We start from the raw sequence: 22,520 nt of genomic DNA on the forward strand, positions 1-22,520 counted from the left end.
GGCGACATATTTTTTTCACAAAGAAAGGATTCTTAAGGTTGTCACTCGTCACAAATACATCCCGAAATTGACTGAAAAAGTATAGAAAACTTCGATAGTAGGCGCAATCTATTGACCGCCCATAATGCAATGTGCTAACAATCATATGTCAAAAAAGTTATGACCTGAATAATGAAAACTGTGACAGTGTTTTCAGCGAAAGGAGTGCGATTTTGAAGAACATTCTGAAGCGGGGGACTGTTCTCCTCCTGGCGATGATGATGATTATGACCTGCGGGGCGTTTAATATGACCTACGTGCACGCCGAGTCAGATAAACTGAATGTGAAAGTCGTAGACGGAAACGGAGATCCAATTCCTGGAGTTGAGATAGGTCTTTTTGGATTGAACTATGGCGATGTTTATTATCCATCAGCTGATGCTACGGCAACAACAAATCAAAATGGAATCGTGAGCATTGATGCCTACAAACTCGAAGAGAGTAATGATTACCAGTTAAGACCTGTTGATAAGGATAAGTATCCGTGTGAAAATCCGCTGATAGTATCTTATGATTTATATTTTACTGATGTAGATGGGAATGCTTATGATGGGGCTCAGCTTACTTTAACGGTCGATTCCGGATCTGCACAAGCAAAGTATAAAGTGAACGTAGTGGGAGGATCGGCAGATCAATCAGAAGCAGTTGCGGGTTCGACAGTGAAAATCACTGCCGCTGACAAAGAAGGCTATGCTTTCAGAGACTGGTCTGTGACCAACGGTTCTGTGACTTTAGCAGATGCAAATGCTAAAACTACTACATTTACCATGCCGGATTCAGACGTTACCGTCACAGCTAATTACGAGGCGAAGAAGATCACGGGACTTACGGCCGAGTCTGCAAGAGACGAGTATCTCGAGGGCGAATCCTTCAAACTGAAGGGTAATGCGATCCTTGAATACGAAGACGGAACTATAAAAAAACTGAATTCTTCCGATATAACTATCAGCCCAAGTGGCCCGCTTACGTCTGATGTCACTGAGGTAACGGTGTCATACAACAAAAATCCTGATATAAAGGCCGTGGTGCCAGTCAAAGTAAAGAAGAAGGTGAACTGGCCCGTAATGAACGACCTTCCGGCCAACCAGCCGAAGGACATCTGGGAAACAGCTACAGAGAACATCCCTTGGATAGATGTTTCCTGTGGGGACGATATGGTTCCGGATCTTGACTTCGTGTTCTATGATGTTACGACTCAGGATCCAGATGACAAGATCACCGTCACCACGGATTCTAATGGCTTTATCAAGGATCTGAAACTGAAGCGAGATCACAACTATCTGATCTATTGCGATTCAAATGAATACTTCATGCAGAACAAGTACGTCTGGGTACACGACGGTCAGCTGAGAAATATCAAGGATGTTTATCCGGACCCTCAGGATGAGACGAAGCCGGTTTATAACTATGCACCGATAAACAACCTTACAGTCGTAAAATCGACTCAGTCCACGACCAGCAACTACAGCAGGTATACTACTGCAATTCCGGTTGAATATAACGGAAAGGCCATGTCTGGCATCAAGTTCAGGCTTGTGAGCCCGGTGGAGACTCTTGAAGCCACGACCGATGAGAATGGCATCCTGAAGGCAGATTTGCTTGAAGACGTGAACTACATGGTGAGCGTGGAAAGCGACAAGTACGCTGTGGAGGCATTTCCGCTTGCAGTTAAGGACAAGTCTGAGTACAGAATGGGTAAATATGCCTATGACCATTCCGACTGCCAGGGAGTAGGCCCGAGGTACAATGGAGTGATCACTCCGATCCAGCTTGTTGACAAGGGCACGGAGCGCGAGAACGACAAGACCATTACATCCGTGAGCGGAGACACGACCATCTCCGGAATGAACTTCAAAGACCTTTACTGTGTCGAGAAGAAGATGGACACCAAGGTCAGCGGCCTTTCCGATGGCTCATACGATGTTTATGACATCGAAGCCATGAACCCTCACAGGAGCGAGGTATCCAAGCTGGCTGCCGGAGATTTCACGGTAACGGAGAAGACACGTGCAGGAGTGAAGGTGAAGGCAGTTTATATGCTTGGCAGCGACGGCAAGCTCAAGGCCCTCAGCTTCAAGCAGACGAAGGCGGGAGACCCTGTCACCTTCAAGGCGGACAGCATTGGCGTGAGTAACGTGGTGATCCAGTACTACGATTCTCTCGGAAAGTACACCGATGTTATGGGTGATGGTGCCGTATGGAACAAGGGCGACAAGACAACTTACATCGCGAAGTTCGAGAACACCGATCCGACGAAGAACGATGAGACCATCGACAACTTTATCGGTCTGTCCATCGATGGAAAGGAGCTCGTCAGAGATCAGGACTACGTCGCAAAGGCTGGCAGCGTGATAACAGAGATCAGGCCTGAGTACATGGAGACGCTGGGTGCGGGAACACACACTCTCACCGCATACTTCATGGACGGTGATCCTGTTTCTGTAAACTTCACCGTAAAAGTGGCAGCTGCCGATGGCGCAGGATCCGGGGCAGGTCACAGCATCACGGGTACCACTGTAACAAAGGTATCCGTAGTCAAGACTGGAGACAGCTTCAGCTGGACACCGGTATTCATGTTCATGGCGGCGGTCATCGCGCTGGCGGCTGTGGTAGTCTTCGAGAGGAGGAGAAAACAGCAGAGATAGCAGATAAGACTGTGACTGAATGACGATCTGGATCGAAGAAACTCAGAAGAAATTCAATAGTTAAAGGAATGAACATCCCCGGAGTGAAGTGTAATCACGACTCCGGGGATGTTTTTTCAGATCCCGGGGCAAATGGCATCCGGGATCTTCATCAGCCACCGCTCTGCAGTTTTCACTAATACCTCATTTGCGTACTGTCTTACATGCTAGTAAAATTACAATGAATGTGATAAGCACCGAAGGCCTGCGGCCTCGGCTGCTTATCTACGGGGATCTCCGCCGCGGAGGCAACGCCAGACGCACGCTCGCGGACCCCGGCACGCGATATTTCTTTTTTTCCAGGAGCGATAAATGGCATTTACACACCTTCACGTACATACTGAATACAGTCTGCTGGACGGCATGACCCGGATAAGCGAGGTGGCGGAATACGTCAAGAGCCTGGGGATGGACTCTCTGGCCATAACCGACCACGGGGCGATGTTCGGAGTGGTGGACTTTTACAAGGCGTGCAAGAAGGCGGGGATACACCCGGTGATCGGCTGTGAGGTCTACACCGCGGCAAGGTCCATGTACCAGAAGGACCCGGAGAAGGACAGGGGGAGCGGCCACCTGATCCTGCTGGCCGAGACCCAGGAGGGATACAGCAACCTGGTAAAGATCGACTCCGAGGCGTATATCGACGGGTTTTACTTCAAGCCGAGGGTGGACAAGGACCTGCTGAGAAAATACAGCAAGGGGATCATCTGTCTTTCGGGGTGCCTGGCGGGGAACGTGCAGCATCGCCTGATGAACGGAGATTACGACGGGGCGAAAAAAGAGGCACTGGAGCTGCGGGAGCTCTTCGGGGAGAACAACTTTTTCCTGGAGGTACAGGACCACGGCCTCCGGGAGGACAAGCCGGTGATCCAGGGGCTCATGAAGCTCTCTGGAGAGACGGGCATACCCCTCGTTGCCACCAACGACGCCCACTACATGAAAAAAGAAGACGCCAGGGCCCACGAGGTCCTGCTTGCCATCCAGACGGCGACGACGCTGGACGACGAAAAGCGCCTGCGCTTCGAGACCGACGAGTTTTACATAAAATCAGAGGAAGAGATGCGGGAGCTCTTTTCCTATATACCCGAGGCCTGCGACAACACCCAGAAGATCGCAGACAGGTGCCACATGGAATTCACGTTCGGGCAGTACCATCTGCCTGAGTACATCCCACCGGAGGGCCTCACAAACGAGGAATACCTGGACAAGCTCTGCCTCCAGGGGCTGGAGCAGCGCTACGGCCGGGAGGCCCTGGAGCCGGAGAGCCAGTACCGCCAGCGCCTTGACAAGGAGCTGGGCGTCATAAAGGGCATGGGGTACGTGGAGTACTTCCTCATCGTGTGGGACTTCATCCACTACGCCAAGAGCCACGGCATACCAGTGGGGCCGGGGAGAGGTTCCGCCGCGGGTAGCATCGTGGCGTATTCTCTCGACATCACAGAGATCGACCCGATCAAATACAACCTGATCTTCGAGCGTTTCCTCAACCCGGAGAGGGTGAGCATGCCGGATATCGACGTGGATTTCTGCATCGAGCGGCGGCAGGAGGTCATCGACTACGTAGTCAGGAAATACGGAAAAGACAAGGTGTCCCAGATCATCACCTTCGGGACGTTAAAAGCAAAGGCCGTCGTCCGTGACGTGGCGAGGGCACTCAATGCGACCTACGCCGAGGGTGATGCCATCGCAAAGGCCATACCGGCCGATCTGGGTATGACCATCGCGAAGGCCCTGGAGATGAATCCGGAGCTAAAGGAAAGATACGAGAACGAGGAAAAGGTCCGCGAGATCCTCGACATGTCCATGGCTCTCGAGGGGCTGCCGCGTCACGCTTCGACCCACGCCGCGGGCATAGTGATCTCCAAGCGGCCGCTGGACGAGTACGTGCCTCTCTACAATTCGGACAAGGGGCCTGCGACCCAGTTCAACATGACCACCATCGAAGAACTGGGGCTTTTGAAAATGGACTTCCTGGGTCTGCGAAACCTGACGGTGATCCGCAACGCCCTGGACATGATAAAAGAAGACCACGGGGTGGAGCTTGACTTTTCCTCCATGGAATACGACGACCCGGGCGTTTACAAGCTGATATCCAGCGGCAACACCCAGGGCGTTTTCCAGCTCGAGTCCAACGGCATGACCGAGTTCATGAAGAACCTGAAGCCGAGCTGCTTCGAGGACGTTGTGGCCGGCATCGCCCTCTACAGACCGGGCCCTATGGACTCCATACCTCGCTACATAGACAACAAGAAGCATCCGGAGAACATCTCCTATGTGGATCCGCATCTTGCCCACATCCTGGACGTCACCTACGGATGCATCGTCTACCAGGAGCAGGTCATGCAGATCGTCCGCGACCTGGGAGGTTATTCCTATGGCCGGTCGGACCTCGTGCGGAGGGCCATGTCCAAGAAAAAGATGAAGGTCATGCTCGAGGAAAAGCAGTACTTCATCTACGGTAAGGCGGCAGATGACGGCAGTGAGGCCATCGACGGGTGCATCGCCCGCGGCGTTCCGGAAAAGGCGGCGGAGGCCATATTCGATGACATGACCAGCTTCGCCCAGTACGCCTTCAACAAATCCCACGCCGCGGCCTACGCGGTGGTCAGCTATGAGACAGGCTACCTGAAGCTACACTACCCGGTGGAGTTCATGGCCGCCCTTCTCACATCCATGATGGGAGACGAGAGGCACACGGCCGCATACATAAGGAACTGCACGGAGATGGGGATCAAGGTCCTGCCTCCGTCGGTGATGAAGAGCGGCGAGGACTTCACCGTGGAAAACGGATGCATCCGCTTCGGCCTCAAGGGTGTGAAGCACGTGGGGATCGGCGTGGTGCAGGCCATAATAGAAGGAAGGAAAAACTTCAAGGAGACTCCTGACAACATCTACGAGTTCCTGGAGGAGATGGACGCCTCCATGCTGAACAAGAAGGCCATAGAGTGCCTGATCAAGGCCGGCGCCTTCGATTGCATCGATGAAAACAGGGCGATGCTCCTCACGGTGTGTGACGACGCCCTCCAGACCGCCCAGCGCAGGTCGAAAGCTGCGGGGAGCAGCCAGATCTCTTTTTTCCAGATGGACCAGGAGGTCATGGAAGAGGTCCGCATCCACAAAAACATGCCGGACATCGCTCCCTTCAACCAGCGGGAGAAGCTCTCCCTGGAAAAGGAAGTCCTCGGTGTCTATCTTTCCGGACACCCGCTCGACGACTACCGGGAGCTGATCCGCAAATACGTTTCCACGACCACCGGCGAGGTGCTGGCCAGCGCCGACGAAGGCGGCGAGTACCATCGTTACAAGGACGGCGACCGCGTGGTGATGGCGGGGCAGATCACCAGCTTCAGGACGATGTACACGAAAAAGGCCCAGGAGATGGCCCGCATGGAGTTCGAGGACTACGAGGGGGTTATGAGCGCCATAGTGTTCCCTTCGGTGTTTGAAAAATACAGGTATTTTCTCGGCCAGGACGCCATCGTCGCCCTCTCAGGGCGGCTGAGCTTCCGGGAGGATCAGGATCCGGAGCTGCTTGTGGATAGGGTGTCCGAGATGGAAAAGATCATGGCGCTGCAGGACGACGGTCATCGCGGCGGTGGCGGCTTACGGGGCGGAAGAGGCGGCAGCGGCCCGCGGGGCGGAGAAGATGCCGGAAGGCGTTCGTCCCTGGGTGGGCGTCCATCTTCAAGCGGCGATCCACGCCACGAGCCTCGGAACGGATCCCGCCACGAGCTGAACGACCCGGTGAAGATACGGGTGCCTGAGTTGGCCGCTCAGGAGATGGGAGGACCTGGACAGGCTCTTACCTGGATCCTGGACTGCCTTTCAGGACACGGCGGACAGCGTGACGTGCTTGTCTACCTTCCTGATGGCAGGATGGTCAGGGCTGACAGTGAGCACAGGATCACACTGGATGAAAATCTGAGGAAGGTCCTTATCGGCAGGCTCGGATCCGGGAACATAAAGGGATAGGAGCGACCGCAGATGCGCAGATGCAGGTCAGCGCGACTGTGGAGACAAACAGCTGCAACAGGATGCGATCAAATGCATCAAACGCAACCAGATGCAAATTAATGCGATCTGGTACGAGATGGAGACGAAATAAAGAGAGGTGATAATATGACCAGAATAGGAGTTCTGACCAGCGGCGGCGATGCCCCTGGCATGAATGCGGCCCTTCGCGCCGTTGTCCGCTTCGGCATCGATAAAGACATGGAGGTATGGGGCGTTTCCCGGGGCTACGAGGGTCTGCTGGACGGTGAGCTGGAAAAGATGGATCGCCGGTCGGTCGGTGACATCCTCCAGCGTGGCGGCACCATCCTAAAGACGGCGAGGAGCAAGCGCTTCATGACTGACGAGGGTCTGGAGAGGGCGGCCAGGAACCTGGACACCTTCCGAATAGATGCTCTCGTTGTCATTGGCGGCAACGGGTCCTATCAGGGAGCCCTGGAGCTGAGCCGCAAAGGTGTGAACGTGATCTGCATACCTGGGACTATCGACAACGATCTCGGTTATACGGATTACACCATCGGCTTTGACACCGCGGTCAACACGGTACTTGACGCAATAACCCGCATCAGAGACACCAGCTCCGCTCATGAGAGGACGTCCGTCATCGAGGTCATGGGCAGGCACTGCGGTGACATAGCCATTTACTCGGGACTTGCCGGAGGCGCCGAGGCGGTGCTCATCCCTGAGGTGGAGCCGGACATGAACGACCTCTGCCTGAAGGTGATCGAGGGCATAAACAGGGGCAGAAAGCACAGCATCATCATCAACGCCGAGGGGAGCGAATACAGCTCTTCAGAGGTGGTGGACATACTGTCTCAGCGCACCGGCCGCGAGGTGAAGATGGTTGTCCTGTCGTATCTCCAGAGGGGCGGATCGCCTACATTGCAGGACAGGCTCCTGGCGACCCGGTGCGGCGAAAAGGCCATCGACCTCATCAGCAGCGGCATGTACAACAAGGCTGTAGGGACCGTCGGCGGAGAGGTGCTGGGCTTCGACCTGGAGGAGGCCCTGGCACAGGAAAACATTTTCAACAGGGAACTCTACGACGCCATCGACGTCCTCAGCAGATAGAAGCAGAATAGAAACAGACGATACAGGAGAGGGTGATTTGGTACTATGAAAAGCATAGTGATCTACAATTCAAAGCGTGGCAGCACTGAACAATACGCACGCTGGATAGCGAAGGATATCCGGGCAGAGCAGTGTGTTGCCCTGGACCAGGCCGATCTCCACTCGCTGGACCAGTTCGACGAGGTGGTCTTCGGCGGATGGATCCGGGGAAGCGGCATAGTGGGGCTGGACAAGATCAAGAAAACTGCTCCGGATGTTGCACCTCGTCTGGTGGTGTTCGGGGTGGGCATCGCTCCAGCCAGCCCGGAAAACTACATGCAGGTACTTGAGATCAACCTTGACGACGACAGCGGCCACTGGAAAGACGTGCCAATGCATATCCTCCCCGGCCGCTACGACCCCGAAAAAGTCCAGGGCATGGACAGGTTCCTCATGGCAGTTGCCAAGAGGGTGATGATCTCCGGCCGTGTTTCGAGATCCGACAGAGGTGCCGCTGCCATGAAGGCCGCTCTGGAAAAGGGAATGGACCGCATGAGCCGGTCCGCCGTGGAGCCGGTGGTGCGCACGGTATTGAGGAAGTCGGGCCTTACCAGGGAGGAGGAAGATGAGAAGATAGAAGCTCTGAAGCCCCAGTGGAAGGCAGAGGGACTCACCGGAGATGGCCTCGCCGGATATAGCGGCGGGGAAGATGCTGGGAATTCAGCACGGAATGCCACGGGTGATACTTCTGGGAATGCCGCAGGGAATGTTACAGGCGATTTCACAGGGAATGTAGCAGGAAAAGCCGCGGGCAGTTCCGCGGGGAATACCGCTGGGAATGGCCTGGAGATGTCAGATCATGAGTCCGCTGGACGGGATCCCTCAGCACCTGATGGCGCCGCTGGCGGCTCGACTGGTCCAGACGACGATGCGGGTGGCGCCTTGGCCCAGGCAGGCACAGCTGCTCCGGTGGATCCTGCCGACACGGATGCCATCATGGCGGAGATGCTGAAAAGACACGACGAATAACCGCTTCTGAACGGTAGCATCGAGTCGCTTGGGCGCAGGAGCGCTGTGGCACAGGAGCGCTGCCGTACAGGAACGTTACCGCTGGCGGCGTATTGACTCGTGGCTGCTTCCAGCGGCACGGCATTGTTGTTGGATATCAGACCAAAGTAGCTCAGTGGAAACAAAGCGGGAGCGATCGAATCATAGATCTTTTAAAATGTAAATATACAGTTACTGAAAATTTTTGCAAAGACGATGAGTACAGAGGTCAAAACTCTGTATTAATATTTATTCAAAATTGTGATTCCACTCCACATGCCCGAAAATCGGCGTTTCCCCTGGAAAAATTCTGCTTCAGAAATGAAAATCAGGTGTCTATAGATGAGAAACCGGTTCGGTTTACGGGAGAAGTCATTGCTCAGGGTCTCAGTGGCATAGTATCGTGCCCCATGTGACCACCATATGTGACAAAGGTCTTCGGATAAGTAAAGTTACGCCGCGCGCGTGGCGTAACTTCTCAATTGTACGTCAATTGTATTTTTTTCCAGAGGAAACGTAAAGAATTTTTCCAGTAAAACATGGCTTTTTCGGCGTTTCCCCTGGAAAAAACTTCTTCTCAATAAAAAAAGGATGGGATCCAGTGCGTCAGGCTGTCCCATCCCTCAAATCTCGTCTCAAATTAGCTGACACTTGCCGATAGTACGCGCTTAAAAGTCAACTGTCAGCTGGCCGCGGACGCGCATCCGCGCTGGTGGCTCCTTCGTACATGTCCACGGTATACGCAGAACATGTCGATTCCGTGGAAGCCGGTAAGGGAATTTTCCACGGTATATGCAGAACCTGTCGATTCCGTGGAAGCCGGCAAGGGAAATTTCCACGGTATATGCAGAATCTGTCGATCCCGTGGGCGCCGGCTAACGAACATTCCACGGTATATGTAGAATCTGTCCATCCCGTGGAAGTCGGCGAGGAGAAATTCCGCGATATCCGCAAAACCGTCTATATCATGGAAATCAGAGAAGACTCTCTCCACGATATAAGCGAAATTTTCCATATCATGGAAATCAAAGGAAATGTATCCATGATATACGAAGTAATGCATATATCATGGAAATAGAAGAAATCGGGAGTTGAACAGCTTCGAGATGCCCAGATTCCCGCGACCATTAAAAAAACGGGCAGCTGCCGGATGATCGATCATCGCGGAAGCTGCCCGCTTTCAGGGCCTTTAACTTATTGCAGCCTTGTGGTGTGTCGGCAACCAGGCGTCAGGCCGTCACGTTATTGTATTGCGGCGCCTTTACCCGGCCGCCCTGGTGCTCCGCTATTACTCAGCGTCCTTGTCCAGGTACTTTACGGATGGTGTGTCGTGGCCGGAATCGTGCCAGAGCTTGTCGGCTACCGGCTTCCAGTTCTTGGCGTAGTCCACGGTCTTTGCGCACAGGTGTTCCGGTGACTCAGGGGATACCAGGTCAGTGGAGTGGGCGCCTGTAGCGTTGACCATCTGGGTGATCCTGCCGGAGTTTTCAAGCATCGGGCAAGGTCTCAGGTGGTTGTCGCTGAATGGCTGGTTGTCATGATAAGCCATGAACAGAGGGCTCTTCAGAGCCTCCAGCAGAGACTTCTCTCTGATGTTGCTGTCGGAGTAGTGGATGAACACACATGGCTCGTAGTCACCTGCGGAGTTGATGTGCAGGTAGTTTCTTCCTCCGGCGATGCATCCGTTGATGTACTCACCGTCGTTCTGGAAGTCCAGAGTGAAGATGTTCTTGTGATATCCGGAGGATCTCAGCTCTCTTACTCTGTGGTACATGTATGTCCTCTGCTCAGGATCCAGCATCAGGCTTGGGTCTGCGTCGTTTCCGACAGGCATGTAGTGGAAGTACCATGCCAGCTTGCAGCCGTGGTCTACCAGCATCTGGATGAAGTCGTCAGCTGTTACGTACTTGTAGTTCGCACTTGTGTAGCAGATGGAAACTCCGTAGAGGAGCTTGTACTTGTACAGAAGGTCCATGGCGTCGATGACCTTCTGGTAAACGCCGTCGCCTCTTCTGGCATCAGTGGACTCCTCGGTGCCCTCGATGGACATCGCGAAGGAGATGTTTCCGCAATCGATGACCTGCTTGCAGAAAGCGTCGTCGATCAGTGTGCCGTTGGTGAAGATGTGGAACTCGCAGTCGTCGAACTCCTTTGCCAGCTTTACGATGTCATCCTTGCGAACGAGAGGCTCACCGCCGGTCATGATGTAGAAGTAGCAGCCGAGGTCTCTTCCCTCTCTGACGATCTTCTCCATCTCCTCATATGAGAGGTTGTTCCTGTGGCCGTACTCGGCAGCCCAGCATCCGATGCACTTCAGGTTGCAGGCTGAAGTAGGGTCGAAAAGGATGGCCCAAGGAATGTTGCATCCCTCAGATCTCATGAGCTCGTTCCTCTTCTTGTTGCCCATGTAAGCAGAGTTGTATCCGAAGTTCCTGATGAATCCCTTCACCAGGTTCTCGTCTACGTTCTCGACCATGTCGATGGCATACTCCACCCACTTGGAGTCAGGAGTGGACAGCTCTTTCCTGATCCTGTCGAAGGCGCCCTTGTTGCTGCTCTCCTCGGAAGACTTCGGGTTCATGTACTCTTCCATGACGTTTACGGCATCGAGGATGCCCTTTTCCGGATCCTTCTTCACGCGGGCGTAAACGACGTCGACCGCCTTGTTAAATGCGGCTCTTTTCGCTTTTTCTGTAATTGACAATTGCATAAGATATACCTCCAATGTAGTCCGGCAGGACCGGGCTATTCGTTCATTTTTGGCTGTACAGGTACCTTTGCGAAGGTACGGGGCAGCAATTTCTGACTAACTGTCAGTATTAAAACATCATGGAAGGGAAAAATCAAGTACTAATATAGTAAAGATGTTGCGCTTTTTGTACTTTTTTTTCACAATCACCCGCTCCCTGCAAAAAAGCCGCCGCCTGGCGGGATCACCCGGTCAGGACGACGGCGGACTAAAAGCGAAAATGCTTTTCCGTAAAAGTTCTGTCTACTTATTCTATCTGTAGCCTATACCGTAGATCAGGGTCGCGAACCTCACGGCGAAGAGGGCAGCTGATACCCACATAACTGCAGGGATCTCCTTTGCCTTGCCGGATACCAGCTTCAGGATGACCCATGACAGCATTCCGAACATGATGCCGTTCGCGATGGAATATGTAAAAGGCATCATGATGATGGCCATGAATCCGGATACTGTGTCTGCGATGTCTCCCTCGAACTTCATGTTCTTGATGGAAGAGAGCATGAGCAGGCCTACGTACATGAGAGCCGGAGTTGTGGCGAATCCGGGGATGGCGATGAAGATCGGGGACAGGAAGATCGCTACCAGGAAAAGGATGCCTGTGGTCAGCGCGGTCATTCCGGTGCGTCCGCCGCTGGCAACACCCGCGGTGGATTCAACGTACGAAGTAACTGTGGACGTTCCGAGGCATGCGCCTGCGATGGTTCCGATGGCGTCGGACAGCAGCGCTTCCTTGGCTCTCGGAAGGTTTCCGTTCTCGTCCAGCAGGTCTCCCTTGGAAGCTACTCCGATCAGAGTTCCAACCGTGTCGAAGAGGTCTACGAACAGGAAGGAGAAGCAGATGACGATGAACTCAATGATGTTCTTTCCCGCCCACTCGAAGTTGAAGGCCATGAAATTAGGAGCCTTCGGGATGAAAGAGGAAGCGGAGAACGAAGGGAACAGGGAGGCTGCTCCGGCTTCGAGATCTACTACATACCAGCCCGTCGCCTGTGCGATCATTCCGAGGATCCATGTGATGAGGATGCCCAGGAGTATGTGACCCTTAACGTGGAAGTGGTCGAGGATCGCGATGATCAGGAATCCTACGATGGCGAGAACGAACTGAGGGCTGCCTACATCTCCCATAGTGACAAGTGTGGAAGCATCAGAAACGATGATCCCGGCGCTCTTCAGGGCTACGATGACGATGAAAAGTCCGATGCCGGCGGTGATGCCGTATTTGAGGTTGGCCGGAACGTCGTTGACCAGCTTCTCTCTGAAGTTAGTGAGAGACAGAAGGACGAACACGATACCTTCTACCAGGACCGCCGTCAGCGCGATCTTGTAAGGATCCTGGATGCCTGCCTTTGCCATCGGAACGCAGATGGAGAAGGCGAAGTAGGCGTTCAGTCCCATTCCCGATGCCAGTGCCACCGGATAGTTGGCCAGGAAGGCCATGATCAGAGTGGCGAATGCCGCGGAGATGGCTGTTGCCGTGAATACTGCAGAAGGATCCATTCCGGATGCCGACAGGATGCTCGGGTTTACCGCGAGGATATACACCATCGAGAGAAATGTGGTGATGCCGGCGGTGATCTCCGTGCGGGTGTCGGTATGGTGCTCCTTCAGTTTGAAGAATTTTTCCATAAAAGACTCCTTTACTGTTTGACTGTTCTTTCTTTCCGTGTTTGGAAGCCGCAAAAAATAAAAAAACGACTCCCTCGAGCCATATTATTATAGTTTGTGGTCCTCGGGATCCGCAAGGCCGGCCAGAGTGAAATGAGAAAAACACGCAGAAAATCGATGTGAAAAATTGCTTTTCCGGGAAAAGAACTGAACGATCGGCGAAAGTCTTGCGAGGAATGTTCGGAAAGCGCCGAGGCGCGGCGCGGCCGCAGTCCTTCGGGAGGCCGTCCTCTCTTTTTTCTTGTACCCTCTCCATGCGGCCGTCCATATTTTCTACCTTATATGATATACTTCACTTGTTCCCGCGAGGCGGGAAGACAAATGATATGGAGGAAAAGCTCATGCTTCATGATAAATGTGTGGTCCTCGGGGTCACCGGCGGCATAGCCGCATACAAGTCCGCGTCTCTGGCCAGCGCACTGGTGAAACAAGGGGCGGACGTGCACGTGATAATGACGGCCAACGCCAGGAATTTCATAACGCCTATAACCTTTGAGACGCTCACGGGCAACAAGTGCTACATCGATACCTTCGACAGGAACTTCAAGTTTGATGTGACCCACATCTCGCTGGCAAAAAAAGCCGACGTGATCATGGTGGCTCCCGCCACGGCCGACTTTATCGCCAAGGCCGCAAACGGTATCGCCGACGACATGCTGACCACGGTGATTCTGGCGGCCGCCTGCCCGAAGATCGTGGCTCCGGCCATGAACACGGGAATGTTTTTCAATCCGATCACACAGGACAACATGAAAAAACTCACTCGTTACGGCTTCACGGTGATAGAGCCGGCCAGCGGACGCCTGGCCTGCGGTGACACCGGGGCGGGTAAGATGCCGGAGCCGGATGTTTTATTACAATATATAATGAGGGAGATCGCCAGGGACAAGGACCTCAGGGGCATGAAGGTGCTGGTCACGGCTGGGCCGACCCAGGAGGACATCGATCCGGTGCGGTACATCACCAATCACTCTTCCGGTAAGATGGGACAGGCCATCGCAAGGGCCGCAATGCTGCGGGGAGCGGAGGTGACGCTGATCAGCGGACCGACGAGCCTTCCGCCTGTCGAGTTCGTGGAAAACGTGTCTGTGAAGAGCTCTGCGGATATGCAAAGGGCCGTGATATCGAGGGCAGGGGAATTCGACATGCTGTTCATGAGCGCTGCGGTGGCGGATTTCACGCCGGCGGAAAAGGCGGACCACAAGGTCAAGAAAACTGAACTGCCGGAGGACACCCGGACGGAGTCCGGCGGCTGGCGGCTGGAGCTGAAGCCAACCGGAGACATCCTGAGGGATCTGTCCGAAATGCGGAGAGACGACCAGGTGATCTGCGGCTTCGCCATGGAGACCGAGGACCTGGTGGAAAACGCCAGGGGCAAGCTGGAACGGAAGAGGCTGGACATGATCGCCGCCAACAGCCTGCGCACGGAAGGAGCCGGGTTTGCCGGTGACACCAACGTGATCACCATAGTCACAGAGGACACCACCGAGGAGCTCGGAAAGCTCTCCAAGCTGGAGGCGGGGATGGTACTGCTGGACAGGGCAAAGGAGATCTTCGACAGGAAGGCAAGTATGTGATCGTGTTTTTATCGGTGTTTTATCTTTGTTTTCAAATAAAAGTTCTTGCGCCGTTTCGAGCGCTGTCATATAATATACGGGCGTCTGAGAGGCGTTCCGTATTTTTTTGTGCGGACTTTTAAGTTTTTTTACAAGGCACACCACGATGAAGCCGCGGTGCCCCAGGGGTTTAAGGCGTTGGATCGTGGTGGATGTAACAACCGGAGGTTTAATCATGTCAGTAGTATCAATGAAGCAGCTTCTCGAGGCCGGCGTACACTTCGGCCACCAGACAAGAAGATGGAACCCTAAGATGGCTCCTTATATCTTCACAGAGAGAAACGGCATCTACATCATCGACCTGCAGCAGACCATCAAGATGATCGACGACGCTTATGAGTTCATCCGCAAGACTGCCGCAGACGGACAGCCTATCCTTTTCGTAGGAACAAAGAAGCAGGCTCAGATCGCCATCAAGGAGGAGGCAGAGCGCTGCGACCAGTACTATGTAAACCAGAGATGGCTGGGCGGAATGCTCACGAACTACAAGACCATCAAGCAGAGGATCGACCGTCTCCAGGCCATCAAGGACATGGAAGAGGACGGAACATTCGACAAGCTGGTCAAGAAGGAAGTTCTGAAGCTGAAGGCTGAGGAAGAGAAGCTGGAGAAATATCTCGGCGGCATCAAGAACATGAAGGGAATGCCTGGAGCACTCTTCGTGGTAGATCCTAAGAAGGAGAAGATCGCTGTCAAGGAGGCAAGGATCCTGGGAATTCCAGTGGTTGGTATCGTGGATACGAACTGCGACCCTGACGATGTAGATTACATCATCCCTGCAAACGACGATGCCATCAGAGCGGTAAAGCTGATCACATCCAAGATGGCAGACGCTGTGATCGAGGGAAGACAGGGCGAGAGCTTCTCCGAGGCTCCTGCAGAGAGCGATGAAACAGCAGAGGCTGAAGAGGGATCCGAGGAGTAATTCTCCCGGACCTTTCGTAAACCGAGATCTATACAAAACGCGCCCGGCAGATGCCGGTGATCCACAAGGAGGAATAGTATGGCTGTAACAGCAGCAATGGTAAAGGAGCTTCGTGAGCTCACAGGCTCCGGAATGATGGATTGCAAGAAGGCCCTGGTAGAGACAGACGGAGACATCGACAAGGCTGTAGACTGGCTTCGCGAGAAGGGCATCATGAAGGCCCAGAAGAAGTCCGGAAGGATCGCAGCAGAGGGTCTGGTAAGACTCGCTTTCAGCGATGATCACAAGACAGCTGCCATCGTGGAGATCAACTCCGAGACAGACTTCGTTGCGAAGAACCAGGAGTTCGTAGAGTACGTTCAGGACGTGGCAGCTCTCGCTCTGGAGAAGGGCGACGACTCCATGGAGGAGTTCATGGCTGAGCCTTTCGAGGGATCCACACTCTCCGAGGTACACACAGCAAAGGTGGCAAAGATCGGAGAGAACCTGAACATCAGAAGATTTGCGAAGGTAAGTGAGCCAGGCGTCCTGTACACAGGATACGTTCACGGCGGCGGCCGCATCGGCGTTATCGTGGGCATCAAGACCGAGGCTTCCCCTGAGGAGATCGAGATGGTAGGAAAGGACGTTGCCATGCAGGTAGCTTCCATGAGCCCTAAGTTCGTGGATGAGGCAGGCGTTGATCCTGAGTACCTGGAGAGCGAGAAGAAGATCCTCACCGAGCAGGTCCTGAACGAGGGCAAGAAGCCTGAGATGGTGGACAAGATCGTTGCAGGAAAGATCAAGAAAGAGCTCAAGGAAGTATGCCTCGTTGACCAGCCGTTCGTAAAGAACAGCGACCTGTCCGTAAAGCAGTACGTTGACAGCGTTGCAAAGGAGATGGGCAAGCCTATGCAGGTGGTATCCATGATTCGCTACGAGGTAGGCGAGGGCATCGAGAAAAAGGAAGATGACTTCGCAGCAGAGGTTGCGGCTGCAGTGCAGGGCTAAGCCCCGCGCTCGTCGCCACGCTGACGAATAATGATGAAAGCAGGGAGTTCCCGGGACATGAGCAGATCCCCGGGGAGCCCTGCTTTTTTCATACGGAATATCCTGGCGAAGCAGACTTTCGTGACGCTGAAATGTCCGTTCGTGCCTCTGTCGCACATCAGGTTTACCATGTCCCCGAAAATCATGTATAATACCTTAGAATTTTGTGTTTTCAACGGGAGAGATCTATGAAGAAATTCAAGCTGAACAAGTGTATTGGAAGGCTCTGCCGCTGGATCGAAGTGGCGCTGTCCGTCTTTATAATTATCCTGATAATAATATCCTGCGGCTACCTGGTCATCGAGGTGATACATGATCCGATGATCGTGAAGAGCGCCAGCAGGTTCGGACTTTTCCTGGAGGACGTTCTGTATTTCGTCATGGGCATAGAGATGGTCAAGTTGCTCACCACCCACAAGATGAAGGATGTCCTCGACCTTATAATATTTGCACTGTCCAGGCACATGCTGGTCACGGAGACGTCTGTCACAGAGAACCTGATACAGATCATCGGCATCTGCCTCGTGTTCCTCATCCGCTCCAAGATGATCAAGGACGAAGGAAAATACGGCAGAGTCGAGGAATGGGATGACGACGACCCGGAACTGGAGGGGTGGGACTGCTAGCAGATCACTGTGTTTTGTGTTTAAATAAGCCGGCAGAGGGCCGTGACATGACCCGGCCGCCGGAAAAGATGAGGTTTTAGCAATGGGCAGAAGATCCATGCTCGCCATCCTTCTGGCGCTGATCCTCATCCTCGCGTCCGGCTGTTCCGTGGGCCCGGGAGGAGGCTCAGGAGGAGGCAGGAAGACAATAGAAAAGGCCGAGATGCCCCAGGCTTCAGGCACTCAGGTATATACCGGAGGAGATGCGTCCATAGACGCCTCAAACGCATCCCAGGGGTACGTGATGATAAAGTACACCGGGAGCGCCGATAAGGTGCAGGTGCAGGTCACGGGGCCGGATGGCACGAGGACGCCGTATCCCTTTGAAAAGGAAAAATACCACGCCGTGCCTCTGTCGGGAGGAAGCGGGAGCTACACCATAATCGTCTATTCTCACGTATCCGGCGACAGCTATGCGGTGGCTCTTTCCAGGACCATCTCCGTGCAGCTCGCCGATGAATTCGGACCGTTTCTCTATCCGAATCAGTACGTGGAATACACCAACGACTCCGAGTCCACCACCTACGCAAGGAAGCTGTCGGACAAGTCGGATGACGACATAGACTTCGTGACTGATGTTTTCGACTACGTCACCGGTCACGTGAAATACGATACGAAGAAATCGGAAAACATCCCGGTGAACTACCTGCCGGACCCCGACCGGACAATGGACACGGGAAAGGGCATATGCCTGGATTACGCGTCCCTGATGACTGCCATGCTGCGGTCCCAGGGCATCCCGACCAAGCTCGAGGTCGGATACGCAGGGGATGTGTACCACGCGTGGATAAGCGTGTATCTCAAAGAACAGGGCTGGGTGGACGATATCATAGAGTTCGACGGAAAGAGCTGGACGCTGATGGACCCGACGCTGGCCTCCGCAAACGACAAGAAGTCGGCTGGAAAATACATGAAGGACAGCAGCCACTATACCGTGATGTACAACTACTGATACTGCAGCCAAAGGAGTTAACATGGCAGAGGAGAGAAAAAAAGAACATCAGGAAGCTTTCCACAGATGAGCTGGCGGCCTTTTCCGGCCAGATGTCTCTGATCATAAGCTCCGGGCTGTCGGTGCTGGACGGGCTGGAGATCATGAAGGGAGATGCCGGAAACAGCGATGAGAAAGAGATCCTTGACATCATGCTGGACGACTTCAGAAAGACCGGAAGCCTGAGCAGCGCCATGAAGGCCTCCGGGGTGTTCCCGAATTACATGACCGGAATGGTCAGCACGGGAGAGGTCACAGGAAACCTGGACAAGGTGATGATGCGCATGGAGCGCCATTACCAGAGAGAGGGAGACATCCGCAGCAGCATCTACCAGGCGGTCATATATCCTGTGATACTGTCCGTGATGGTGACGGCCGTGATACTCATACTGGTCATCCAGGTCATGCCGATATTCAACAGGGTATTCAAGGAACTCGGGACGACCATGACAGGAGTGCCCCTGGTCCTCTACAGGATCGGGGCATCACTCAGCGGCTCGGGGTTCGTGATAATAGTGATAGTCCTGATACTGGCTGTCGTCATGCTGGCCATGGGAAGGACGGACGGAGGTGCTGACAGGCTCAGGGCCCTCGGGAACAGGCTCCCGGGGATCAGGAGCACAAGGCACGCCGAGGCTGCCGCAAGGTTTGCAGCTCACATGGGGCTGGTGCTCTCCAGCGGTCTCACCGTGGACGAGGGGCTGGACATGGCGGAGGAGCTGAACGAGGACCCTCACTTCCGCCAGGAGCTCAGCGACTGCCGCAAGATGATGACTGACGGAGAGAGCTTTTCCGGGGCACTGAGGAAAAGCGGGATCTTTTCCGGGATCTACGCGCAGCTCGTGGAGACGGGGAGCCGCACGGGAAACATGGACGAGGCCATGGAAAAGGTGGCCGACCTGTACCAGGACGAGCTGAACACAAGGATCGACAGGAGGATGGCGCGGCTCGAGCCGGCGCTGGTGATCATAGTGTCGGTGATCGTCGGAGGCATACTGATGTCCGTGATGGTGCCGCTAATGAGCATAATGTCGGCGCTGTGATACAGGAAAAAAGTTTTTTCGGGAGAGACAGATGAAGCGTTTCACCAGGACAAAATCAGAAGAGAGGAGAACGAGGACGGCGGTCATCGTGACGGTCCTGTTCTTTTTCGCTGTCCTGGGACTGTTTCTCTACGGCATGGGGCAGGTGGACAGCGGCGCCGTCCGTAACCAGGAGCAGGTCCTGGAAGAGGCGGTGAACAGGGATGTCACGCTGTGCTACGCCCGGGAGGGACGCTACCCCGAAAGCGTGAAGTACTTGGAGGACCACTACGGCCTGACATACGACAAGGATACTTTTTCCGTTAAATACCAGCTCAGGGGCTCGAACATAAGGCCCTATGTGACTGTGATCCGCAAAGGAGCTTCCGGAGACATGAAAGGCCTGGGTGCGTGATGAAAAACAGGATCTTCAGAATAAATATCGTCCTGCCCATCATGCTGTTCTGCCTGTTTGCACTTCTGGCCCTGTGGGTGGCATCGGGGTCGGTGGGAGTCTACAGGTCGCAGCAGGCAAAGCTGCAGGACAATTACTCGTCGAGGATCATATCCGCCTATGTGGGGGAGAAGGTGAGACAGGCTGATCCGGGTTCCGTGTCCATCGGGAACGTCGGGGACAGCCAGGCGCTGGTGATCGCCAAGGACGGCAGCAGGTGGTCCACATATATATACAGATATGATGGAAAGCTGATGGAGCAGTACACGGAGACGGGGAACGCGGTGGATCCCCGGGGCGGGACAGAGATCGCCGAAGCCGGGGAGTTCAGGCTGGAGATGGTGAACGACAGACTGCTGAAGATCACGTACTCGGCCGGGAGCGGCGGCGCGGAGACCGCATTTATGAATTTGTACAGTTAGGCAGGAAGAGGAACAGGAAGACGACCGGACATGGACGACCGCCAGGTGAGAAACAGCAGAAAATTCAACAGGAGGAGCTGGGGGCCAATGCTTATGGAGCTCCTGGTTTCTGTGCTGATTTTCGCCCTGGTGAGCTCCGTGGCGGTGGCTTTTTTTGCCAAGGCAAGCGAGGAGAGCTGGGAGTCCAGGAGGATATCCTGGAGTGCGGACCAGGTGGACAACATGGGAGAGCTTTTCAGGAGCTCCGGGAGCGTTGAAGAATTCCGGGAGGTCCTGTCCTCGCAGTATCAGGAGCTCTCCGTGATGGGGGGCGGCGACGGGTTCGGGAACGCCGCGGACGCACCCTTGAGGGCAGTGATATACTACGACAAGAATTTCAAAGCCCTGGGCCGGGCGGACAGCGGCGGTGCCAGGACGGTGATGAAGGTGACCGCCACCGAGAGTGACGGCATGATGACCGCCCGCGTCCGGATAGAGGACAGGGAGACGGGAAAAAAGATATCGTCCGTCAGATACATGCACTACACAGGATAGCGCGAAAAGTACGGCGGCGAAAGAGAGACGAGAGCGAGGAGAGGTACAGGCCATGGATCCGGGAAAGAAATATAATATTGATACGAATTCCAGACCTGCCGGACAGATCTATTCCATAGGGATCCCGCTGCTCCTGGTGACCTTCATCGCGGTCTGCCTCATCGTTCTGAGCGCCGGTGCCTATGTCACGGCCCGGCAGGACTACAGGGAGGCGAGAGATCAGGGCACCCGCGCCGTGTCCTATCAGGTGGCTGTGAACAGGGCCGAGGAGGCATGTCAGGCCATCGATACAGGTGGCACGCTGCCGGAGAGGACCACTTTTGATCAGGAAAAAGGCGTCATCACGGTGAGGATGAAGTCCGGCAGGAAGCTCGAGGCCGGTGTGAGCCAGAACGGAGGAAAGCACAGGATCGCCTGGATGCGGGAGGTTCCGGCGCCCGGTGGCGGCTCCGGAGACAGATCCGGAAGCAGCTCTGGAAGTGCTGAAGGACAGACTGTGTCCGGCTTCCGGATATCGAAGTGATCCGGCGCGTTGGAAAGGGATAGAAAATGACACAAAGCGTTACAGACATTCTTACCCGGGCAGTACAGGACGGCGCCTCTGATGTCTTCATCGTGGCCGGCATGACCGTCGGATGCAGGATAAGCGGAGAAGTGAAGATGCTGGAAGGGGAGAGGCTCATGCCGGACGACACACGCCGCCTCGTCACGGAGATCTAAGAGCTGGCGGGAGACCGCTCCATGCAGGACTACACCCAGCGGGGAGACGATGACTTTTCCTTTGCCATCCCCGGACTGTCACGTTTCAGGGTCAGTGCCTATAAACAGAGAGGCTCCTATGCCGCGGTGATCAGAGTAATATCCTTCGATCTCCCGGACCCTGCGGAGCTGAACATCCCGGACGAGATCATAGACCTGGGAGACGCCAGGGACGGAATGGTACTGGTGACCGGGCCGGCGGGAAGCGGGAAATCCACCACGCTTGCGTGTATAATAGACCATATAAACAACACCAGAAGTGCCAATATTATCACCCTGGAGGATCCGATAGAATATCTCCACAGCCACAAGAAGGCGATAGTGAGCCAGCGGGAGATGGCCGTGGATTCGGTGAATTATGTAACGGCGCTCAGGGCGACTCTTCGCCAGAGTCCCGACGTGATACTGCTGGGAGAGATGAGGGATTTCGAGACCATCTCGGTGGCCATGACCGCCGCGGAGACAGGGCATTTCCTGCTTTCCACACTCCACACCGTGGGGGCGGCCAACACCATCAACAGGATAATAGACGTTTTCCCGGCGAACCAGCAGCGCCAGGTGGCGGTGCAGATGTCCATGGTTCTTAACGCGGTGGTATCACAGCAGCTGGTGCCAACACTCGATGGGGGCGTGATCCCCGTCTTTGAACTCATGAAGGTGACACCGGCTATCAAGAACATGATAAGAGAGAACAAGATCGCTCAGATCGACGCCGCCATACAGGGCGGCCGTGAGAGCGGGAATCTGACTAATGACGGAGGTTTGTATAAACTGGCCAGCGAGGGTATCATATCCTCAGACGTGGCCGTTCAGTACGCCAGCGATCCCCAGATAATGAAGCATCGACTTGGGAGGTAG

The 22,520-nt window shown here is 54.5% G+C and carries 19 protein-coding genes; 16 read left to right on the forward strand and 3 right to left on the reverse strand.

Annotation, left to right across the window (positions count from 1 at the left end; translation table 11 throughout):
- The first annotated feature begins 644 nt into the window (after positions 1-644).
- The 4 genes from BQ7382_RS01460 to BQ7382_RS01475 all read left to right on the forward strand — a co-directional run bounded on the left by BQ7382_RS01460 (position 645) and on the right by BQ7382_RS01475 (position 8,813).
- Positions 645-2,684: an InlB B-repeat-containing protein gene (locus tag BQ7382_RS01460; RefSeq protein ID WP_144082055.1), complete on the forward strand. Its 2,040-nt coding sequence runs from the start codon at positions 645-647 to the stop codon at positions 2,682-2,684.
- Positions 2,685-3,035: 351 nt separating this feature from the next.
- Positions 3,036-6,695, forward strand: a complete 3,660-nt coding sequence (locus BQ7382_RS01465) for a DNA polymerase III subunit alpha (protein WP_077390365.1) — start codon at positions 3,036-3,038, stop codon at positions 6,693-6,695.
- 147 nt (positions 6,696-6,842) lie between these two features.
- Positions 6,843-7,805, forward strand: coding sequence for an ATP-dependent 6-phosphofructokinase (locus BQ7382_RS01470; RefSeq protein ID WP_077390367.1), 963 nt, complete (start codon positions 6,843-6,845; stop codon positions 7,803-7,805).
- 45 nt (positions 7,806-7,850) lie between these two features.
- Positions 7,851-8,813: a flavodoxin domain-containing protein gene (locus BQ7382_RS01475; protein ID WP_077390368.1), complete on the forward strand. Its 963-nt coding sequence runs from the start codon at positions 7,851-7,853 to the stop codon at positions 8,811-8,813.
- 1,306 nt (positions 8,814-10,119) lie between these two features.
- Here the strand turns inward: BQ7382_RS01475 and BQ7382_RS01485 are convergent.
- Positions 10,120-11,541 (reverse strand): radical SAM protein, encoded by a 1,422-nt coding sequence (locus tag BQ7382_RS01485; protein WP_077390372.1) that lies wholly within the window; start codon positions 11,539-11,541, stop codon positions 10,120-10,122.
- A gap of 291 nt (positions 11,542-11,832) precedes the next feature.
- On the reverse strand, positions 11,833-13,206 hold the full coding sequence (locus BQ7382_RS01490) for an NCS2 family permease (protein ID WP_077390374.1): 1,374 nt from the start codon (positions 13,204-13,206) through the stop codon (positions 11,833-11,835).
- A gap of 380 nt (positions 13,207-13,586) precedes the next feature.
- Between BQ7382_RS01490 and coaBC the strand changes: the two genes are divergently transcribed.
- The 3 genes from coaBC (at position 13,587) to tsf (ending at position 16,776) form a co-directional block, all read left to right on the forward strand.
- Positions 13,587-14,822 carry a bifunctional phosphopantothenoylcysteine decarboxylase/phosphopantothenate--cysteine ligase CoaBC gene (coaBC, locus tag BQ7382_RS01495; protein WP_077390648.1) on the forward strand — a complete coding sequence of 412 codons (1,236 nt, stop codon included), beginning with the start codon at positions 13,587-13,589 and terminating at the stop codon, positions 14,820-14,822.
- Positions 14,823-15,036: 214 nt separating this feature from the next.
- Positions 15,037-15,786 (forward strand): 30S ribosomal protein S2, encoded by a 750-nt coding sequence (gene rpsB / locus BQ7382_RS01500; RefSeq protein ID WP_077390376.1) that lies wholly within the window; start codon positions 15,037-15,039, stop codon positions 15,784-15,786.
- A gap of 78 nt (positions 15,787-15,864) precedes the next feature.
- Entirely contained in the window at positions 15,865-16,776 is a 912-nt protein-coding gene (gene tsf / locus BQ7382_RS01505) for a translation elongation factor Ts (RefSeq protein ID WP_077390378.1), read from the forward strand.
- Here tsf and BQ7382_RS09510 read toward each other — a convergent pair.
- A complete protein-coding gene (locus BQ7382_RS09510; protein ID WP_077390380.1) occupies positions 16,773-16,961 on the reverse strand; it encodes a hypothetical protein in 189 nt (62 codons plus the stop codon). The two genes, tsf and BQ7382_RS09510, sit on opposite strands and share 4 nt — an antisense overlap.
- Positions 16,962-17,003: 42 nt before the next feature.
- Here BQ7382_RS09510 and BQ7382_RS01515 point away from each other — a divergent pair, with 42 nt between their 5' ends.
- The 9 genes from BQ7382_RS01515 (at position 17,004) to BQ7382_RS01550 (ending at position 22,520) form a co-directional block, all read left to right on the forward strand.
- The gene (locus BQ7382_RS01515) at positions 17,004-17,441 is read left to right on the forward strand and encodes a hypothetical protein (RefSeq protein WP_077390382.1); all 438 of its coding nucleotides are present in this window, start codon (positions 17,004-17,006) and stop codon (positions 17,439-17,441) included.
- 82 nt (positions 17,442-17,523) lie between these two features.
- Positions 17,524-18,432 carry a transglutaminase-like domain-containing protein gene (locus BQ7382_RS01520; protein ID WP_235847911.1) on the forward strand — a complete coding sequence of 303 codons (909 nt, stop codon included), beginning with the start codon at positions 17,524-17,526 and terminating at the stop codon, positions 18,430-18,432.
- A gap of 92 nt (positions 18,433-18,524) precedes the next feature.
- On the forward strand, positions 18,525-19,514 hold the full coding sequence (locus BQ7382_RS01525; protein ID WP_077390383.1) for a type II secretion system F family protein: 990 nt from the start codon (positions 18,525-18,527) through the stop codon (positions 19,512-19,514).
- Positions 19,515-19,545: 31 nt separating this feature from the next.
- Positions 19,546-19,908, forward strand: a complete 363-nt coding sequence (locus tag BQ7382_RS01530; RefSeq protein ID WP_077390384.1) for a hypothetical protein — start codon at positions 19,546-19,548, stop codon at positions 19,906-19,908.
- Positions 19,908-20,369 carry a DUF4860 domain-containing protein gene (locus BQ7382_RS01535; RefSeq protein ID WP_077390385.1) on the forward strand — a complete coding sequence of 154 codons (462 nt, stop codon included), beginning with the start codon at positions 19,908-19,910 and terminating at the stop codon, positions 20,367-20,369. Before BQ7382_RS01530 ends, BQ7382_RS01535 begins: the two co-directional genes overlap by 1 nt.
- A gap of 30 nt (positions 20,370-20,399) precedes the next feature.
- A complete protein-coding gene (locus BQ7382_RS01540) occupies positions 20,400-20,903 on the forward strand; it encodes a hypothetical protein (protein ID WP_077390386.1) in 504 nt (167 codons plus the stop codon).
- 52 nt (positions 20,904-20,955) lie between these two features.
- On the forward strand, positions 20,956-21,426 hold the full coding sequence (locus BQ7382_RS01545; protein WP_077390387.1) for a hypothetical protein: 471 nt from the start codon (positions 20,956-20,958) through the stop codon (positions 21,424-21,426).
- Between the two features lie 26 nt (positions 21,427-21,452).
- On the forward strand, positions 21,453-21,623 hold the full coding sequence (locus BQ7382_RS09780; protein WP_331465904.1) for a hypothetical protein: 171 nt from the start codon (positions 21,453-21,455) through the stop codon (positions 21,621-21,623).
- A 21-nt stretch (positions 21,624-21,644) separates the two neighbouring features.
- A complete protein-coding gene (locus BQ7382_RS01550) occupies positions 21,645-22,520 on the forward strand; it encodes a type IV pilus twitching motility protein PilT (protein WP_331465905.1) in 876 nt (291 codons plus the stop codon).

Origin of the sequence: Mobilibacterium timonense (genome assembly GCF_900155555.1) — a bacterium.
Classification (GTDB): domain Bacteria; phylum Bacillota; class Clostridia; order Peptostreptococcales; family Anaerovoracaceae; genus Allobaileyella; species Allobaileyella timonense.

What these genes read in the sequence shown, in the direction of transcription:
- BQ7382_RS01465 (WP_077390365.1), top strand. Translation starts at nt 3,036, where the DNA reads ATGGCATTTACACACCTTCACGTACATACTGAATACAGTCTGCTGGAC.
- BQ7382_RS01470 (WP_077390367.1), top strand. Translation starts at nt 6,843, where the DNA reads ATGACCAGAATAGGAGTTCTGACCAGCGGCGGCGATGCCCCTGGCATG.
- BQ7382_RS01475 (WP_077390368.1), top strand. Translation starts at nt 7,851, where the DNA reads ATGAAAAGCATAGTGATCTACAATTCAAAGCGTGGCAGCACTGAACAA.
- BQ7382_RS01485 (WP_077390372.1), bottom strand. Translation starts at nt 11,541, where the DNA reads ATGCAATTGTCAATTACAGAAAAAGCGAAAAGAGCCGCATTTAACAAG.
- BQ7382_RS01490 (WP_077390374.1), bottom strand. Translation starts at nt 13,206, where the DNA reads ATGGAAAAATTCTTCAAACTGAAGGAGCACCATACCGACACCCGCACG.
- coaBC (WP_077390648.1), top strand. Translation starts at nt 13,587, where the DNA reads ATGCTTCATGATAAATGTGTGGTCCTCGGGGTCACCGGCGGCATAGCC.
- rpsB (WP_077390376.1), top strand. Translation starts at nt 15,037, where the DNA reads ATGTCAGTAGTATCAATGAAGCAGCTTCTCGAGGCCGGCGTACACTTC.
- tsf (WP_077390378.1), top strand. Translation starts at nt 15,865, where the DNA reads ATGGCTGTAACAGCAGCAATGGTAAAGGAGCTTCGTGAGCTCACAGGC.
- BQ7382_RS09510 (WP_077390380.1), bottom strand. Translation starts at nt 16,961, where the DNA reads ATGATTTTCGGGGACATGGTAAACCTGATGTGCGACAGAGGCACGAAC.
- BQ7382_RS01515 (WP_077390382.1), top strand. Translation starts at nt 17,004, where the DNA reads ATGAAGAAATTCAAGCTGAACAAGTGTATTGGAAGGCTCTGCCGCTGG.
- BQ7382_RS01520 (WP_235847911.1), top strand. Translation starts at nt 17,524, where the DNA reads ATGGGCAGAAGATCCATGCTCGCCATCCTTCTGGCGCTGATCCTCATC.
- BQ7382_RS01525 (WP_077390383.1), top strand. Translation starts at nt 18,525, where the DNA reads ATGTCTCTGATCATAAGCTCCGGGCTGTCGGTGCTGGACGGGCTGGAG.
- BQ7382_RS01530 (WP_077390384.1), top strand. Translation starts at nt 19,546, where the DNA reads ATGAAGCGTTTCACCAGGACAAAATCAGAAGAGAGGAGAACGAGGACG.
- BQ7382_RS01535 (WP_077390385.1), top strand. Translation starts at nt 19,908, where the DNA reads ATGAAAAACAGGATCTTCAGAATAAATATCGTCCTGCCCATCATGCTG.
- BQ7382_RS01540 (WP_077390386.1), top strand. Translation starts at nt 20,400, where the DNA reads ATGGACGACCGCCAGGTGAGAAACAGCAGAAAATTCAACAGGAGGAGC.
- BQ7382_RS01545 (WP_077390387.1), top strand. Translation starts at nt 20,956, where the DNA reads ATGGATCCGGGAAAGAAATATAATATTGATACGAATTCCAGACCTGCC.
- BQ7382_RS09780 (WP_331465904.1), top strand. Translation starts at nt 21,453, where the DNA reads ATGACACAAAGCGTTACAGACATTCTTACCCGGGCAGTACAGGACGGC.
- BQ7382_RS01550 (WP_331465905.1), top strand. Translation starts at nt 21,645, where the DNA reads ATGCAGGACTACACCCAGCGGGGAGACGATGACTTTTCCTTTGCCATC.